This is a genomic window from Amphiplicatus metriothermophilus, assembly GCF_900199215.1.
Classification (GTDB): Bacteria; Pseudomonadota; Alphaproteobacteria; order Caulobacterales; family Parvularculaceae; genus Amphiplicatus; species Amphiplicatus metriothermophilus.
The window spans coordinates 26,235-43,103 of the sequence record NZ_FZQA01000004.1; the positions used below are offsets into that span (position 1 = coordinate 26,235).

Genomic DNA, 16,869 nt, shown 5'->3' on the forward strand with positions numbered 1-16,869 from the left:
CTCAACCGCCGACAGGCGACTGGGGCGCGGCCCGGAGACCGACCCGGTGCGTCCCTGTTACATCTTTGTAACGCAAGGGGCTTATTCGGCCGCGGCCGGCGCGCTGTCGCGGCTGTGTTTTGCGGCGCGGCGCCATCCGCGCTATAGAGGGCCTTTCCGAAACCCGGCGCGGCTGCATTGCCGCCCACTGGCCGCCGTGAAATAAAGGCGCAGGCTCGCCGACAGGGGCCTGCGCCTCAAGTTCGAGGGGAATGGCATGACGCAGTCGACGCGACAGTCTGGGGCGACGCGACAGTCAGGAACGACGGCGCCGTTGCGGGTCATACTCGCCCAGCCGCGCGGCTTCTGCGCCGGCGTGGAGCGGGCCATCGACATCGTCGAGCGCGCCCTCGAGAAGTACGGCGCGCCGGTCTATGTCCGCCACGAGATCGTGCACAACAAGCGCGTCGTCGACACCCTGCGCGCGCGCGGCGCGATCTTCGTCGAGGAGGTCGACGAGATCCCCGAAGGCGCGGTGACCATCTTCTCCGCGCACGGCGTCTCCAAGAAGGTCGAGGACGGCGCCCAGCTGCGCACCCTCGACGTGATCGACGCCACCTGCCCGCTCGTCACCAAGGTCCACAAGGAAGGCCGCCGCTACGCCGAGAAGGGCTATGACGTGGTGCTGATCGGCCATCTCGGCCATCCCGAGGTCGAAGGCACGCTCGGCCAGATTCCGGGCAAGGTCCATGTCATCAGCGAGCCCCACGAGGTCGAAACCCTCGAAGTCGCCGATCCCGAGCGCGTCGCCTTCGTGACCCAGACGACGCTTTCGGTGAACGACACCAAGGACGTCATCGCCGCGCTCAGAAAGCGCTTTCCGAAAATCATCGGGCCCGACACCCGCGACATCTGCTACGCCACCCAGAATCGCCAGACCGCCGTCATCGAGATGGCCAGGCAGGTGGACCTGCTGATCGTGGTCGGCGCCAACAACAGCTCCAATTCGAACCGGCTGCGCGAGATCGGGGAGAATTTCGGCGTGCCGAGCTATCTCATCGAAGACGCCACGATGCTCGACCCGGCCTGGTTCGAAGGGGTCTCGGTCGTCGGCGTCACCGCCGGCGCGTCCGCTCCCGAAACCCTCGTCCAGGAAGCGATCGCGCGCATGCGCGAATTCCGTGCGCTGACGGTCGAAACCCTTGAAGGGGTCGAGGAGAACGTCCACTTCAAGCTGCCGCGCGAGCTCGCCGACGTGCCGCGCCCCAAGGACGCGATGGACGCCTGGATCGTCGAGACCGCTTAAACCGCCTGATCCCGAACAGGCCCGCAACATTCACACGGAGACAGGCATGACGATTTCCCTTCACCAGCAGATCCGGGTCGGCGCCTATGTGCTGCGGCAGACCCTGATGGGCCGCAAGCGCTTTCCGCTGGTGCTGATGCTCGAGCCGCTGTTCCGCTGCAACCTCGCCTGTCCGGGCTGCGGCAAGATCGATTATCCCGCCCCGATCCTCAACAAGCGCCTGTCGGTGAAGGAATGCCTCGACGCGGTCGACGAGTGCGGCGCGCCGGTCGTGGCGATCCCCGGCGGCGAGCCGCTCATCCACAAGGAGATCGGCGAGATCGTCGAGGGCATCGTCAAGCGCAAGAAGTTCGTCTCGCTGTGCACCAACGCGCTGCTGCTCGAGAAGAAGCTGCACCTGTTCAAGCCGTCGCCCTTCCTGTTCTTCTCGGTCCATCTCGACGGCCTCGAAGAGGAGCACGATCGCGCGGTCGATCAGAAGGGAACCTTCAAGATCGCGATCAAGGCCATCAAGGCCGCGCAGGAGAAAGGCTTCCAGGTCAACGTCAACGCGACCGTCTTCGACAACATGACCGCCGAGCAGATCGCGGACTATCTCGACTATGCGACCGATCTCGGCGTCAACATCACCATCTCGCCCGGCTACGCCTATGAGCGCGCCGAAGACCAGGAGCACTTCCTGTCGCGCGAGCGCACCAAGAACCTGTTCCGCGACGTCTTCCGGATCGGCAAGACGCGCGGGCGCAAATGGCGGCTCAACCACTCGACGCTCTATCTCGACTTCCTCGCGGGCAATCAGGAATATCTGTGCACCCCGTGGGGGATGCCCACGCGCAATGTCTTCGGCTGGCAGAAGCCGTGCTACCTGCTGGGCGAGGGCTATGTTTCGTCCTTCAAGGAGCTGATGGAGACGACCGACTGGGATCAGTACGGCACCGGCAAATACGAGAAGTGCTCGAACTGCATGGCTCATTGCGGCTATGAGCCGACGGCCGCGATCGACGCCATCCGCAATCCGCTGAAGCTTCTCAAGCTGAAGAACATCTTCTCGATCCGCACCGAGGGCCCGATGGCGCCGGAGATCGACCTTTCGAAGGCGCGCAAGGCCGTCGACGTGCATGAAAAGCTCGTCGCCGAAGAGCTTTCAAAGATCGAGGCTGAGAAGAAGGCGGCCAAGGAGCCGGCCGAGGCCGCCGCGTAGCGCTTTCAGCGCCGCCTGCGAATCCGCCCCCAGACGCATCAGCGCCGGGAACTGCCCCGGCGCGAGCGCGCACGCCATCAGCACGCTGAGGGTCCGCGTTCCCCCGTCCGGCGTCACGGCGTTCAGGGCGGCGGCGGGAAGCGCGCGGTCGGCGGGATCGGCGATCGCGCGAATCGCAAGGAACGGCGCCCCGGCCGCGCGCGCCGCGCGCGCCGCGCCGTGGCTTTCCATATCGACCGCCGCCGCGCCGAAGCGGTCGAACAGCCGGCGCTTCTCGCTGACGCTGGCGACGATTTCATCCGCGCCGAACACGGTCGCGCGCTGCATCGCCACGGCGGGCGATTCCAGCTCGACGGCGGCGAGCAGATTGCGGCTCGCGCCGAACTCCTCCCCGGCGCGCGTGCGCACGCATTCGCCCAGCAGCAGATCGCCCGGCCGGAGCGCAGGCGACAGTCCGCCGGAGATTCCAACGGAGAGGATCGCCGCCGCGCCTTCGCGGCACAGCCGCGTCGCCTGCGATTCGGCGCGCGCCGCGCTCGCTCCCGATACGGCGATGCGCACGGCCTGCCGCGGCGCCGCCGCGCGGACGACGGCCGCCTCGGATTTAAGGCCGCATATGATGCCGATGAAGCGACTCGCCGTCATCCGGCCAATCTACAGCATCGGGAGCATTTTGCACGTCCGGCCGGCGGCCTTCATTCCCGCCAGCGCCGCAGCGCGATCATCGCCGCCCGGTCGCCGGAGCGGATCGACCCTTCGATGGTCGCGGGCACGCCGGTGTCCGTGTGATCGCCTGCGAGCGTGACGTTGGCGATCCGCGTTTCCGGCTTGAGGCGTTTTGCGACGCCCGCCGGCGACTGGTCGGGCGTGGCGCGCCGTTCGCGGATCACGCGCACCGCCTCGTAGCGCATGTCGCCGAGCCGCAGCGCGGCCTGCGTCTCGCGCCAGAGATCGTCGACCACCTGCGCGTTGGGCGCTTCATCCATGCCGATGGCGTGCGAGGCCGAAACGGTGAGGCTTATGACGTCGCCGCGCACGAAGGCCCACTGCGCGTCCGACGAGATCATCCCGAGAAAAGCGCACGCGCCGAGCGCGTCGGTCGGGACCGGGCCCGGCGCGCGGTAATGCACGTTGAGTATGGAGGCCTCGTCCGCAGGCGGATCGAGCTCCGGCATGAGCTGCTTCAGCCGAGACGGCGGCAGCGCCAGAATCACTTCGTCGCCTTCCTTCAGGGAAATCGTCTCATCCGGAAAGTTCAGGCTGATCGCCCGCCCATCCTCAACCCACAACGCGCGCAGACGCGCGTTGAAGCGGACCTGCGCGCCCTTCGCCTTCAGATAGCGCAGCGCCGGCTCGACGAAAGCCGGGCCCAGCCCGTCGCGCGCGACGAGCGGCCGGCACATCTGGCCGCCCAGCGCGAAGGTTTCCCGAATGACGGACCACAAAAGCCGGGCCGAGCCGATCTCGGGCGTCGTATTGAGCGCGGCGAGGGTCAGCGGCTCCCAGAAGCGCCTGTAGAGAAGGCTTTCGCGGTCGACGACATCGGCCACGGTCTGGTCCGGCCGGGCGAAAGCGATTTTCGCCGCGTTCAGATAATCGAAAACCTTCGTGCCCGGAACGCGCCATTTCCGGTCGAAGATCCAGAACGGGATGAATCCTTCGTTGATCCGCACCGTCCAGCGCTCGCCGGTCGCCAGATCGAAGAACGGATATTGCGCGAATTGCGGGCCGATGAGCGCGTTTTCCGCGCCGATGCGCTTCAAATAATCGAGCGCATGGCGATTGCCCGACATGACGAGATGATTGCCGTTGTCGATGACACGGTCGAGGGTCCTGTCGTAGAACGACCGGCAGCGCCCGCCGGCATGGCCGGCGGAATCGAACAACAACGTCTTGACGCCCGCTTCCGCCAGGCGGACCGCGGCGGCGAGGCCGGAAAGCCCGGCGCCGATGATGAAAGCGCGGCGTGCGGATGAAGTCATCGAACGGTCTTTCAGGAACGCGCGCTGATCGGCGGCGCGAAAAACCAGCGCGCCGAGACGAGGATTTTTTCCGCTTTCGACAGCGTCACGGGCTCGCCGACGCGATCCCAGCCGCGGGCCTCCATGCGTTTGAGATACGCCTCATAGACGCCCATCATCAAAAGCGCGGGCCGCACGATGCGCCAGTCGAGCGCGGCGAGCGCGGCGCGCGCCTCGGCGAATTTGGCTTTCGCCATCCCGGCGAGATCGCGCGCCACGGCGGGCAGCCCCCTTGCGCCGACGATCTCGCCGGGGGTCGCCGGGACGCCGTGTTTCTCCAGAAGCTCGCGCGGCAGGTAAAGCCGGCCTATGTTCGCATCCTCGCCGATGTCGCGCAGGATGTTGGTCAGTTGCAGCGCGTCGGCAAGGGCGAGCGCGAAGCGGTCGGACGCCGCGCCTTTCGGCGCGCCGAACACCGGCATGGACAGCATCCCCGCCGCGCCGGCGACGCGCCGGGTATAGGCGAAAAGCCGCTCAAGGCTCGGCGCGACGATGGGCCCTTCGGCGTCCATCTCCATGCCTTCGATCATCAGGAGAAATTCCTCCCTGGGCAGATCGAAGGCGCGCACGGGCTCGACGAGCGCGACGCCCGTCGGCGTCTGCGGCGCGCCCGCGTAAAGCCGGTCGATCTCCGCCCGCCAGGCGGCGAGCGCAAGCCGCTTCTCCACGACCGGCTGATCGCCGTCGGCGATATCGTCGACCTCGCGGCAGAAGGCGTAGATGGCGTGCATCGCCGCGCGGCGGGGCTTTGAGAGAATGCGCATTCCCGCCGCGAAGGACGTGCCGGAGCGGCGCACCGTCGCCTCGGCGTGGGCGCGCGCCTCCTCCGGCGACACTACTAGGGCCGTGGCGGTCATGACGCGCCCTTCCCCGCTGCGAAAAAGCCCCAGACGGCGCCGGCGAGCCCCGCCGCGACGAAATCGAGCTTCGTCAGCGCCACGCGCCGCGCCAGCGGATCGCCGCTCCGCAAAAGCGCGATCAGGCGCGCGGCGAGCTTCACGATCACCGCCGACTCCATGGCGAGCCGCCGGCTCTTGAGCGCGGAAGGCAGACGGCGCGCATCCGTCATCAGCGCCTCGCATCCCGCCAGCATGCGGTCCATCGTCCGGCGCAGCGCGGGGGAGGTCTTGTCGGCGTCCAGGTCCTCCGCCGCGCCGCCCTCTTCGGCGAGCCAGTCGCCGATGATGTAGACCCGGTCGAGATTGCGTCTGTCGTCCCCGCAGTCCTGAAGATGGTTGACGATCTGGAGCACCGTGCACAGCGCATCGGAATATTTGTAGGCGGACGGATTTTCCCCATGGAGGTCGAGCAGATAGCGTCCCACGGGGTTGGCCGACAGGGCGCAATAGCCCAGAAGCTCGTCCCAGGTGGCGTAGCGCAGCTTGACCGCATCCTGCACGAAGGCCGCCACGAGGTCGGAGCCGCGCGCGACCGTCACGCCGGTCTCAAGAAGGCTGCGGCGCAAAGAGTGCGCTTTTTCATACTCCGGCCCGTAGCCCGGCTCCCCCTTCAGCGCCGCGTCGAAAGCCTTGAGCCGGCGGATTTTCTCCGCCGCCTCCAGCGCCGGATTGTCGGCGATGTCGTCGATGGCGCGGGCGAAAGCGTAATAGGCCGCCACATGCGGGCGCAGCCGGGCCGGCAGGAGGAACGAGCCGACCGGAAAATTTTCGTCGCGCGCGCCTTTGCCCGAAGGCGTTTCGGGGTTTTCGGCGCGCGCCCGCGCCTCCTCGCGCCTTTCTGTTAGAGCGGTCATGGCGCGAAGGATTAAGGCTTTTCCGCCGCGCTGCAAACCGCCCGCCGCAAAAGCCCTTGGCGGGCGGCGAGTCGCGCCGTAAGCAGACGGCCCAAATGCTCACTTTCCTCGCTTTTCTTGCGCTCGGCGCCTGGCTTTACCTCGCCTTCGGACATGGCGATTTCTGGCGCGCCGAGGCCCGTCTCGACGCGCCGCCGCCGAGAGAGCCGGAGACCTGGCCGGAAGCGGTCGCGGTGATCCCGGCCCGCGACGAGGCCGCCGTCATCGCCCGCACCCTCGCGTCCCATCAGGCGAGCGACTATCCGGGCCGTTTTTCGCTTGTCGTGGTCGACGACGAGTCGGCGGACGAGACCGGCGCGCTCGCCCGCGCCGCTGCCGCGGAGGGCCCGCGCGCCGTCGACGTCATCGATGCGCCGCCGCTGGCGCCAGGCTGGACCGGCAAGCTTTCCGCGCTCGCCGCCGGCGTCGCGCGCGCGAAAGAGCTTGCGCCGGATGCGCGCTACTTTCTGTTCACAGACGCCGACATCGAGCACGCCCCCGCGACCCTGCGCCGCCTCGTCGCCAAGGCGGAGACTGAGAACCTCGCCCTCGTCTCGCTCATGGCCCGACTCGACGCGCGCGGGGCTTGGGGCCCGCTTTTGATCCCGGCCTTCGTCTATTTCTTCCAGAAGCTCTATCCGTTCGCGCGCGTCAACAATCCGGAAAGCACGGTCGCGGCGGCGGCGGGCGGATGCATGCTCGTGCGGCGCGAGGCCTATGACGCCGCCGGCGGGGCGGAGGCGATCCGCGACCAGCTCATCGACGACTGCGCGCTTGCGCGCCGGATCAAGCGCGAAGGCGCCGGCGCGCCGCGCCGAATCTGGCTCGGGCTCGCCAGCGACGAGGTCGTGAGCCTGCGCGACAACCGAGCGCTTTCATCCGTCTGGAGAATGGTCGCCCGCACCGCCTTCGCCCAGCTCGATCATTCCTGGCTTCTGCTAGCCGGAACCGTCGCAGGCATGGCGATCGTCTATCTCGTCCCGCCGCTCGCCGCGCTTTCGGCGTTATGGGCCGGCGCGACGCCCGCCGTCGGATACGGGCTCGCCGCCTGGGCGGTCATGGCGGCGACCTATCGCCCGACCGCGACGCTTTACGGCCTTTCCTTCTGGAAAACGCTGCTTCTGCCGCTGGCGGCGTTTTTCTACATGCTGATGACCATTTCCTCCGCCGAACGCTATGCGCGCGGCGAAGGGGGAAGCTGGAAAGGCCGCAGCTATTCCTGACTGTCAAGCGGCGTTCCTTTCTCCTGAAAGGAGAATCTCCGTCCGCATCTCTCGTCTGGGGGCGCGCCTGTTGCGCATTTTTCATAGAATGATAGCGTCCGCGCCGGGGGGGGCAAGGCGGCACAAAGGGAGGGGGCGATCATGTTCTTGCTGGGATTCAAGCGGTTCATCGCGCCAAGCGTCATTAAATTCTTCTACTATCTTGCGCTGTTCGTGGCGGTCCTGTCGGCGCTTGGCGTCGTTCTCTACGCGCTTGTCGAGATGCGCACGCTCGGCGCGCCGCAGGCCGGCGCGATGATCGCCGGCGCGGCGATCGGCGCGCCGATCTTCATCTTGCTGATGCGATTTTCGACTGAGATGTGGCTCGTTCTGTTCGAGATCAACAGCCGTCTCGGCCAGATCCGCGATAAGCTTTAACCGAGCAGTCCTTCAGCCTTCATCCATCCGTAGGCTTCCTCGAGCGCAGGCTCGAAGCCGCCGGCGCGCCAACCGAGTTCGCGCGCGGCCTTTTCGCTGGAGAAGGAAACCGGGCGACCCGCCAGACGCACGCCCGTCAGCGGCGCCTTAGGCGACCGGCCTGTCGCATAGGAGAATGCCGTATCGACGAAGCCCGCCGCAAGCGCGACCTGATAAGGCAGCTTCGTCTTCGGCGTCGGCTTGCCGGAGACGCGCTCCAACGCATCGAGCAAGGTCTGCATGGAAACGTTTTCGCCGCCGAGGATGTAGCGCTCTCCTCTGCGGCCGCGCTCGCGCGCGGCGATCAGCCCCTCTGCGAGATCGCCGACCGGAACGAAGTTCAGCGTGCAGTCGATATAGGCAGGCGTCGCCCCGCGCAGAAAGTCGAGGATCATGCGCGTCGGGGGGGTGAGGCTTTTGTCTCCTGCGCCGAGGGGCTCCGTCGGAATAACGATCACCGCGTCGAGGCCGTCGATCACCGCCTGCTCAACCGCACGCTCGGCGCGCAGCTTGGAGCGCGGATAGGGGCCGAGCATGTCGGCGGGCTCAAGCCGCGTCGTCTCATCGACCGTCGACGGCGCGCGCGGCGCCCGGCGGCCCACCAATGTCGTCAGACTGGAGCAATGGACGAACCGCTTGACCCCAGCGCGTTTCGCCGCCGCCAGCATGGTTTCCGTTCCAGCGCGATTCGCCTTGTCGAACAGGCCGGGGTCGCGGCTCCAGAGCTGGGCATGACCCGCGAGATGAAAGACGACATCGACGCCTTCCACGGCGCGGGCCGCCGCGTCCGGATCGGCCACCGACCCCTGCACGCCGTCTTCGCCTTCGAGGGGCGCAAGATCGAGCGCGCGCACGCGCTCGCCGCGATCTTTCAGCGTGCGAACGAGCCGCCGGCCCACGAAGCCGGCGCCGCCGGTAACGAGAGAAAACGTCAATCCGCCTTCCTGCAGACCATAAGCCCGGCGTCCGTCGCCGAGCCCATTATCAGAACGCCCTGCGCCTCGATTGCAACGGTGGCCGCGCTGAATCGCGCGCCTTTCGGATCATCATAAAGGATTTCGAGCGACTCCAACCCCGCATCCGTCTTTACGACGCGGCTCGGCGCCGCGCCAAGCCCGAGCTTGCGATGCAACGCCAATTTGATGAGCGAAGGGTGAACCGCCGCGACGATCCCGCCGTCAGCGGCGCGCGTGAGATTGTCCGGCCCGCCCGGCAGCGCCAGCCTGTGCGCGAGGGCATAGCCGCCCGTATCCTTTTCGAGCGCCAGCACCGCGCGCTCGCGGGTCGCCGCAAGGACGAGCGCGCCGTCGCGCGCGCGCGCGAGCCCGTTGGCGAACGCCGCCCCTTCGAACAGACGCGCCCCGTCCGCTCCAGCGAGTCCCGAGCGCCGGAGCGCGAACAGATCTTCCGGCAGGGCCTGCAGGCCGCAGGCGGCGCGGTCGAAGCTCGTCAGCACGCCTTCTGGACCGATCAGCACGTCGTTCGCAGAGCAGGGCGCCTCGCGCCCGACGCCCATGAAGACCGTCCCGTCGTCGCCGACCCGCTCGATGCGCGGCTGAAGCCGCCAGATATGATTGATGCGCTGATAGGCGCGATTGATGAAAACGAGCTCGCGGCTGTCCGCATCATAGGCGATCCCGTGAGGGCGCACGCCCCCCGCCGCCTCGCCCGGGCCGATCAACCGCTCAGCGACGACGCGATCCGTCGACGGATCGTCTAGCGCCGCGAGCGGCACGACGTAGATCCCGCCTTCGGGAATGGCAAAAGCTCTTTTCCGGGCGGCGCGCTCGGCGGCGCGCCGGTCGTAAGCGGATACGAACAGGCGGCCGCGGACTGGATCGAAGGCGAGGTCTTCGGCGCCGCGGACCGCCGCGCCGCTGTGCGGATCGATCAGCGCGACGCGCCGGCACTGCTCAAAAGAATAGGCCGCAGGACCGACGGTTTCGCCCGCGCAGGCCGCCGCCGCGAGTCCGGCGGCGAGCGCAAGAAAAATCCGCTCAGGCCGCCCCCGCCTGTCCTTTCGCGCTCGCATCGCTTTCGCCCTCTCTAGGCCGTTCCCCTGCCGCCGGCGCCGACGGCGCGCCGGGCCGGGCGTATCCCCATTTGTCCAGAAACCGGCCGAGCCGGGACTCGACCTTGGCCGCCGCCTCGTCGGAATAGGCAAACCGGTTCTTCTCGAAGCTGCGCACCGAAGCGAGATAGGATTCGAATTTGGGGCGCGCCTCCTTAAAGCCTTCGAGGCCGAGACGGCGATAAATCTCTTCGACCGCCTCCAGCGGGCGCGCGTCGAGATCAGCGTAACGCAGCTCGACATAGCGGTCGACCGGCATGTCCTTCGCGTCCGTTTCGAGGGCGTCCATCATGCGCGCATAAACGTCCAGGATCGTCCCGTCGATGTCGACATGCTCGTAGGTCTGCAACGCGAATTCCGCGAGCAGTTTTTTGTAGAAGTTACGCATGGACACGAACACGTCATACGGATTGCGATGGATGTGAATGAACTTCGCGTCCGGAAACATTTCGCGCAGCAAGGCGAGACGACCCGTATAGACGGGATTCTTGATGAGAAGCCGGCGCCCGCCCTGATGCAGGTGAAGCTTCCGCATCAGATAGACGAAACGCTCCTTCCAGCGCTCGACCTCGCCTTCCGCGCAGCCGTCGAAAAAAAGACCGCGTCGCACAAGATCGTCGAAGGCGCGCGGAAAATAGATGCCATGGTAAAAGGACGACGCCGACATGTTCGCAACGGCGATTTCATCCTCTTGCGGACTGTCTGGCGTGACGGGGATGTTGTCGATATAGCGATGCTCCGGCAGGGCGCGCTCGAGCAACGGCCTGAAGACGCGCGCAAGGCCGAACAGGTCCCAAGGCAGGCCCGTGGCGACCGGCGGCACGAAACCCCATGCGCCGCTTTTGACCATGATGTTGTAAAGATGGGTCGTTCCTGAACGCCAGTGGCCGAGAATGAAAACCGGCGCGGGCATCTCCTGCGCGCGCGGCAGGCGCCCCGCGAGCGCCAGCCGCTCGGCCGTTGAAAAGGGCCAACGCGCCAGCACCGAAAATGCGATCATGGCCGCCGCGCCCGGCTTTTCCGGCGGACCGGCGCGGCGCATGACGGCCAGAAGCGTTCCCGGATCTGCGCCGCACAGCGGATGAGCCATGAATGCTTCCTTAATCCTTTCACGAAACCGAAGGCGAGCTTTAGCGCAGGCGGCGCATCTTGACCAGACGACGGCCATGAAAGCTCCCCAATTCAGCCTATGGTTACCGCCGCCGTGAGAAGATTCGCGCATGGCGGCGTTCGCGGCGGCCCGACCAGCGCAAGGTTTTGAGCGACAAGGTGACGGCGATACTCAGACGGGCGATGGCAGGCGCGGCGGCGACGGCGATGATGATGGCCGCGGCGGCGGCCGCGCCCTATGAAACCGTGTTCGAGGGCGCGCCGAACGGGCTCGCGGACAAGCTGAGGATGGTGTCGGCGCTCGCGGCCGGCAAGCGCGCATATCCGACGGCGACAGCCCTGCGCCGGGCCGCGCGCGAGGATCTCAAGGCCATCGAAAATGCGCTGGAGGCGGCTGGATACTACGCAGGGTCGGCGCGTTTCGAAGTCGTCGACGGCGCGAAAGGCGTGCGGCGCGTCGTCTTTACGATCGAGCCAGGCCCGAAATTCCGCATCGAGGCGTACCGCATCGTCTATGAAGACGCCGGCGAAGCAGAGCGGCCGGCCGACCTCGCCGCGCTCGGCCTCAAGGGCGACGGCGCGGGCGACGGCGCGTCGCTCAAGGCGTTGCAGGAGCGTTTTCTTTCGGGCCTTTGGGACCGGGGCTTTCCGGCCGCACGCATCGTCTCGCGTCATGTCGAGGCCGACATGGCCGCCGGGACCGGCGTCGCCGTGTTCCGCTTCGAAAGCGGACCGCGCGCGCGGTTCGGCGCGATAGAGCTTAGCGGCGCGGACGAGACCGCGCCGGTCTATGTCGAGAAACTCAGGACCTGGACGCCGGGAGAGCCGTTCGACCGATCCAAGCTCATCGCGTTTCGCGACCGGCTCGCCAAAACGGGGCTGTTCAATTCCATCGACGTGGCGCCGGGCGCGCCGGACGAAAGCGGCGCCGCGCCGATTCTTGTCACCGTCGTCGAGCGCAAGCGCCGCACTATCGGCGTCGGCGCATCCTACTCGACTTCGGAAGGCCCCGGCGGCCGACTGTTCTTCGAATACAGAAACGCCTTTCACCGCGGCGAACGCGCGTTTATCGAGCTCAAAGGCGCCGAAATAGAGCAGTCGCTCAAGGCCGATCTCGCCAAACCTCTTCCCGACTTTCCCGGCGCCGCCTTCTTCGGTTTCGCTTTCACGAACGAGACCACCGACGCCTTCAACGCCCGCACCGCGCAGATCGAAAGCGGTCTGGTCAAACGCTGGCTCGACGACCGCCTCGAGACGCGCGGCGGCGTGGCGCTCGAAACGTCCGGCGTTCGCTCAGCGAGTGACGATCAGCGTACGTATTTCTTCTCCATGCCCTTGTCGGCGACCTGGAACACGGAGAACGACCTGCTCAATCCAACCAGAGGCGCGCGCGCCAGCCTTTCAGTAACGCCTTATACGGGCAGCGATCATTTCACGCGCGCCGAAATCGCCGTGCGCAGCCGCGTCGCGTTCGGCCCGGACGACCGCCTGACCGCCGCCGCGCGCGCGCGCCTCGGCGCCACTCTCGGCTCCTCGCTCGCGGGCCTGCCGGCCAACAAACGCTATTACGCCGGCGGCGGCGCCTCGGTGCGCGGTTACGACTTTCAGGCCGTCGGCCCGCTTGACGCCGAGGGCGACCCTGTCGGCGGGCGCTCCGTTATAGAAGGCGCGTTCGAAGCGCGCGCGCGCGTTTTGAAAAACTTGCAGATCGCCGGCTTCCTCGACGCCGGTTCGGTCTCGTCGCAAGCGTTTCCGGATTTTAATGAGAAGTTCTTCTTAGGCGCAGGCGGCGGCGTGCGGTATTTCACGCCCGTCGGCCCGATCCGGGTCGACGTCGCAGTTCCGCTCGACGGGCGAGAGAGCGACCGCGCCTGGCAGCTTTACATCTCGCTTGGGCAGCCCTTTTGATGCGGCGCGCGCTCGTCATAACGCTCATTCTCGCCTTCGCGGCGATTCTCGTCGCTGCGCTCGCCTGGGCGGCGTTGTTTCGCACCGCGCCCGGGCGGGAGCTTGTCCTTACGCTGATCGAACGGGAGCTCGGCGACGCGCTGGGCGGCGAGGTCGAGATCAGAGCGCTCGACGGCGCGCCGCCGGGCTTCATCGTACTGCACGACCTGCGCGCGCATGTAGACGGCGAGCCTCTGCTGACCGCCGCGCGCATCGAATTCGACTGGCGGCCCTTCGCCCTTCTCAGCCGACGCGTCCATGCCGTGCGGCTGCATGTGGAGGGATTGCAGCTTTTGCGCGCGCCGCCCGCGCGCAAGCGCGGCGATGAGGAACCGCGTGCGCCGCCGTGGCCGCCGCGCTTTCCTTACGTCGCGGTGGACGCCTTCTCGCTCGTCGACGCCCGCGTCGAGGAAACCGTCGCGGGTCGGCCTTTGCGCCTTGACGGCGAGGGCGCGCTCGACATGGGGGGCGCGGCGATCAAGGCGCAGCTTCGCCTCAGCAGCCGGAACGACACCGATCTCGTCGATCTCGCGCTCGACTTCGATCCCGCAGCAGGGCGCCTTTTCCTCGACCTCGTCGCAGCCTCGCAGGCCGACGGAGCAGTCGCCGCGCTCGTCGGACTCGACGGACCGCTGTTTCTGGAAGCGAAGGCGGACGCGCCCGTCGCTGTTTTCGAACTGTCCATCGACGGGTCGTTGGGCGGCTATGGCGACATCATGGCGCGCCTTGGCGGCGACCTGTCCGCCATGAGCTCTGCGCGCGCCGAGGCGACGCTGGCGTTCGGCCCGAAGCTCGCTGCGCTCGCCCGGGAAGCCGGTCCGCGCATCGATCTCGCCGCGACGCTGCGCGAAGAGCGCGATCGAACCATTCTCGCCATTGAGCGCCTCGACAGCGCCGCAGGGGGCCTTTTCGGCGAAATCCGCTGGACGGTGCGGCGCGGCAGGCTCGCCGCAATCGAGGCCGATCTCGACGCCTCGCTTGCGGGCGATTACCGCTCCGCGCTCCAGCGCTGGCTCGGTCCGCGAATCAGTCTCGCCATCAGCGGAGAGCCGCGCGGCGATCAGTACGCCCTCAAAGGCGCCGCGCGAGGGACGGCTTGGTCCGTCGACATCGAGGAAGGGCGAACCGATCTGCGCGAGATCTTCGCCGGCCGCATCGACATCGCTTTCGAAGAGGATCAGATGCGTCCCTCGCCTTTCGACCGCAACGGAACGGCGAGCGCGCGCGTCTTTGTCTCGCAGGAACGCATCGAAGCGGAAAACATGCGGTTGCGTCTTGGCGCGTCTTCCTTCGACGGCGAGGGAGCGATCGATCTCTCCGCTGACGCCTTTGAACTCGCCGGCGCAGGCGCCCTGACGCCCGACCTCGCCGAAACGCTCGTCGAAGGGCTCGCGCTGCCGAAAGCCGCGCCGTTTCAGCTTGAAGCGCGCGGCGCGTTCGATCGCTTCGAGGCGCGTCTTGAGACGGACGCTCCGCCCGCTTCCTACCGCGGCGAGACGCTGCCCGCCGCGACGCTCGCCTTCAATTTTGCCGGCCTGCCGAGGCTGCCCTCGGGCGATTTCACGGCGACCCGGCTCGACGGTCGCGGGCGAGCCGAGATTCAACTCAGATCTTCCCTAGACGGACGGATCTCTGCGCCGCGCGTTCTGATTCTAGGCGAAGCCTTCCGGCTCGGCGGAAACGGAAGCTACGACCCCGCCCGGGCCCATGTCGCGCTTAACCTGAGCTATGAAGGCGGCGCAGGCGCGACGCCCTGGCCGGGTCTGGCGCTTGAAGGGGCTTTCGCCATCAGCGGACGCATGGATCTTGACGGCGCCGGCGCGCTCACCCTCGACGCGCCGCGCCTCGACGTCAATGGCATTGAAACGCGCAATCTCGCCGCCGCCGCGAATGGAACGCTGAGCGCGTTCGCCTTCTCGATCACGGCCGATCGCATCGCCGGTCTGCCCGCCGGCGAGATTGCGGCCCTTTCTTTTGACGGCGAAGTCGACCTCGAAGACGGCGCGCAGGCGACGCTCGCACGCTTCGAGGCGCAGGTCGGCGGGTTTCCGGCGATGCTCGACCAGCCGGCGCGACTGTCTTTCGGCGAAGGCGTCGAGATCTCAGGGCTGCGCGCGCAGATCGGCCGCGACGGGCGTCTTGCGTTCGACGGCGCCTTTTCCCAGACGCGCTGGCGCGCGCGGCTCGCGCTGGAGGCGGCGCCGATCCGCCCCATCTCCAGCGTCGTCACAGCTTCGCTCGATCTCGATACGCGCAGGGACGGACCCGCTGTCGGGGATTTTTTGTTGCGCTCGCGACTGACCGAATCCGAGAGCGCCGCCTTTCGCGGAACGCTCGACTGGGACGGCGAACGGCTGCGTCTCGTCAACGCCGAACCTGCCGACGCGATCGATTTCGATCTGGCCATTCCCATGAAGCTGCGTCGCACGCCCGAACTTTCGGTTTCGCTAGACGGCGCGCTCGCAGGCTCGGCCGGCTATTCGGGACCTGCTCAGGCCGTCGCGCTGTTTCTGCCGACGGCGCTTCATTCCCTTGAAGGCGCGCTGGAGCTGCGGGCGAGCCTGGCCGGGACGCTCGTCCAGCCAGAGCTCGCAGGCGTCCTGACGCTCACGGACGGCGCCTATACGGAATTCGCCACCGGTCTCAGCCTGACCGGCGTCAACGCCCGCGCCGAAGCGCGGCCGGCCGAAGGGGGCTCGCGCGTCGTCTTTTCCGCGACTGCGCGCGGGCCGGCTCAGGACGCCGATACGATCGCCTATGAAGGCGAGGCCTATATCGGCGAGAACGCGCGGATCGAAAGCGCGTTGACGCTCAACGACGCGCGGTTGGCGGCCGGCCCGGTTTCACAGGCGCGCGCAAGCGGAAAGCTCGCCATAGCCGGTCCAATCGAAGCCGTGGCGCTTTCGGGGGAAATCGCCCTTGCGCGCCTGGAAGCGGAACTCGCCGCGCCGGAGACGACAGGTCTCGTCGAAATCGAGGTCGTGCGGGTGGGCGACGAATCGCAAGACGCCGGCGGCGCTGCGCCGTCGCCGCGGCCGTCCGTTTCGTTCGACGTGACAGCCCGCGCCGATGATAAGATATTCGTTCGCGGGCGCGGCCTCGAAAGCGAGTGGCGGGCGAACGTTCGCCTCTTGGGCGACGCGGACGCGCCGCTTATTCTCGGCGATCTCGGCTTGCGGCGCGGCCATATCGACTTCTCCGGCCGACGCTTCGACATCACGCGCGGCGAAGTCGTCTTCGACCGCCTTGCGCCGAACGACCCTGTACTGAATATCCGCGCGGAGTATGAAACAGGAGAAGGCGTCATAGCGGCGATCGAGATCGGCGGCCGGGCGAGCGCGCCGTCGGTCAGCTTGACTTCCACGCCGCAGCTGCCTTCGGAAGACGTCATGGCGCTCGTGCTGTTCGGCAAACCCGCGACGGAGCTTTCCGCGATAGAGTCCTTGCAGATGGCGCAAGCGCTCGCGCAGCTCAGCGGCGTCGCGGGTCTCGGCGGCCCTGGCGTCGTCGGCGCGGCGCGGCGCGCTCTCGGCCTCGACATGCTGAATGTGGATTTCGACTCAGAAACGGGGGTCGGCTCGCTCGCCGTAGGAAAATACGTCGCCAACGGACTTTTCGTTTCCGCGACCCAAGACGCGCGCGGCGAAAACGGCGCCGTCCGCGTGCAGTACGAGATCACCGATTCGATCACGGTCGAAACCGAGCTAAAGCAGAACGGCGAGCAGACCGTCTCGGCCAACTGGAAACGCGATTTCTGAACGCA

General features: G+C 67.3%; 13 protein-coding genes. 6 read left to right on the forward strand and 7 right to left on the reverse strand.

Going from position 1 to position 16,869, the window contains the following annotated elements:
• The first annotated feature begins 256 nt into the window (after window positions 1–256).
• Both ispH and hpnH read left to right on the forward strand, forming a co-directional pair.
• Window positions 257–1,285, forward strand: coding sequence for a 4-hydroxy-3-methylbut-2-enyl diphosphate reductase (gene ispH, locus CHB64_RS09830; protein ID WP_089412458.1), 1,029 nt, complete (start codon window positions 257–259; stop codon window positions 1,283–1,285).
• Between the two features lie 46 nt (window positions 1,286–1,331).
• On the forward strand, window positions 1,332–2,486 hold the full coding sequence (gene hpnH, locus CHB64_RS09835) for an adenosyl-hopene transferase HpnH (RefSeq protein WP_089412459.1): 1,155 nt from the start codon (window positions 1,332–1,334) through the stop codon (window positions 2,484–2,486).
• Here the strand turns inward: hpnH and CHB64_RS09840 are convergent.
• From CHB64_RS09840 to hpnC, 4 genes are read right to left on the reverse strand one after another with little or no spacing between them, the layout of a single operon-like run.
• A complete protein-coding gene (locus CHB64_RS09840; protein ID WP_089412460.1) occupies window positions 2,430–3,131 on the reverse strand; it encodes a phosphorylase family protein in 702 nt (233 codons plus the stop codon). The genes hpnH and CHB64_RS09840 overlap by 57 nt on opposite strands.
• A gap of 50 nt (window positions 3,132–3,181) precedes the next feature.
• Window positions 3,182–4,468 (reverse strand): hydroxysqualene dehydroxylase HpnE, encoded by a 1,287-nt coding sequence (hpnE, locus tag CHB64_RS09845; protein WP_089412461.1) that lies wholly within the window; start codon window positions 4,466–4,468, stop codon window positions 3,182–3,184.
• An 11-nt stretch (window positions 4,469–4,479) separates the two neighbouring features.
• Window positions 4,480–5,364, reverse strand: a complete 885-nt coding sequence (gene hpnD / locus CHB64_RS09850) for a presqualene diphosphate synthase HpnD (RefSeq protein WP_089412462.1) — start codon at window positions 5,362–5,364, stop codon at window positions 4,480–4,482.
• Window positions 5,361–6,260, reverse strand: coding sequence for a squalene synthase HpnC (gene hpnC / locus CHB64_RS09855; RefSeq protein WP_089412463.1), 900 nt, complete (start codon window positions 6,258–6,260; stop codon window positions 5,361–5,363). The genes hpnD and hpnC overlap by 4 nt, the downstream gene beginning before the upstream one ends.
• Before the next feature lie 95 nt (window positions 6,261–6,355).
• Here hpnC and CHB64_RS09860 point away from each other — a divergent pair, with 95 nt between their 5' ends.
• Both CHB64_RS09860 and CHB64_RS09865 read left to right on the forward strand, forming a co-directional pair.
• Window positions 6,356–7,522, forward strand: a complete 1,167-nt coding sequence (locus tag CHB64_RS09860; protein ID WP_089412651.1) for a glycosyltransferase — start codon at window positions 6,356–6,358, stop codon at window positions 7,520–7,522.
• 141 nt (window positions 7,523–7,663) lie between these two features.
• Window positions 7,664–7,939, forward strand: coding sequence for a DUF4282 domain-containing protein (locus CHB64_RS09865; RefSeq protein ID WP_089412464.1), 276 nt, complete (start codon window positions 7,664–7,666; stop codon window positions 7,937–7,939).
• Here the strand turns inward: CHB64_RS09865 and CHB64_RS09870 are convergent.
• From CHB64_RS09870 to CHB64_RS09880, 3 genes are read right to left on the reverse strand one after another with little or no spacing between them, the layout of a single operon-like run.
• Window positions 7,936–8,913 (reverse strand): NAD-dependent epimerase/dehydratase family protein, encoded by a 978-nt coding sequence (locus tag CHB64_RS09870; protein WP_159462470.1) that lies wholly within the window; start codon window positions 8,911–8,913, stop codon window positions 7,936–7,938. The genes CHB64_RS09865 and CHB64_RS09870 overlap by 4 nt on opposite strands.
• A complete protein-coding gene (locus CHB64_RS09875) occupies window positions 8,910–10,010 on the reverse strand; it encodes an SMP-30/gluconolactonase/LRE family protein (RefSeq protein ID WP_089412466.1) in 1,101 nt (366 codons plus the stop codon). Before CHB64_RS09875 ends, CHB64_RS09870 begins: the two co-directional genes overlap by 4 nt.
• Complete coding sequence (locus CHB64_RS09880; protein ID WP_089412467.1) at window positions 9,976–11,139, reverse strand: sulfotransferase family protein; 1,164 nt, start codon at window positions 11,137–11,139, stop codon at window positions 9,976–9,978. The genes CHB64_RS09875 and CHB64_RS09880 overlap by 35 nt, the downstream gene beginning before the upstream one ends.
• 167 nt (window positions 11,140–11,306) lie before the next feature.
• Between CHB64_RS09880 and CHB64_RS09885 the strand changes: the two genes are divergently transcribed.
• Complete coding sequence (locus tag CHB64_RS09885) at window positions 11,307–13,067, forward strand: autotransporter assembly complex protein TamA (RefSeq protein ID WP_089412468.1); 1,761 nt, start codon at window positions 11,307–11,309, stop codon at window positions 13,065–13,067.
• Entirely contained in the window at window positions 13,067–16,864 is a 3,798-nt protein-coding gene (locus CHB64_RS09890) for a translocation/assembly module TamB domain-containing protein (RefSeq protein ID WP_089412469.1), read from the forward strand. The genes CHB64_RS09885 and CHB64_RS09890 overlap by 1 nt, the downstream gene beginning before the upstream one ends.
• Window positions 16,865–16,869: the final 5 nt, after the last annotated feature.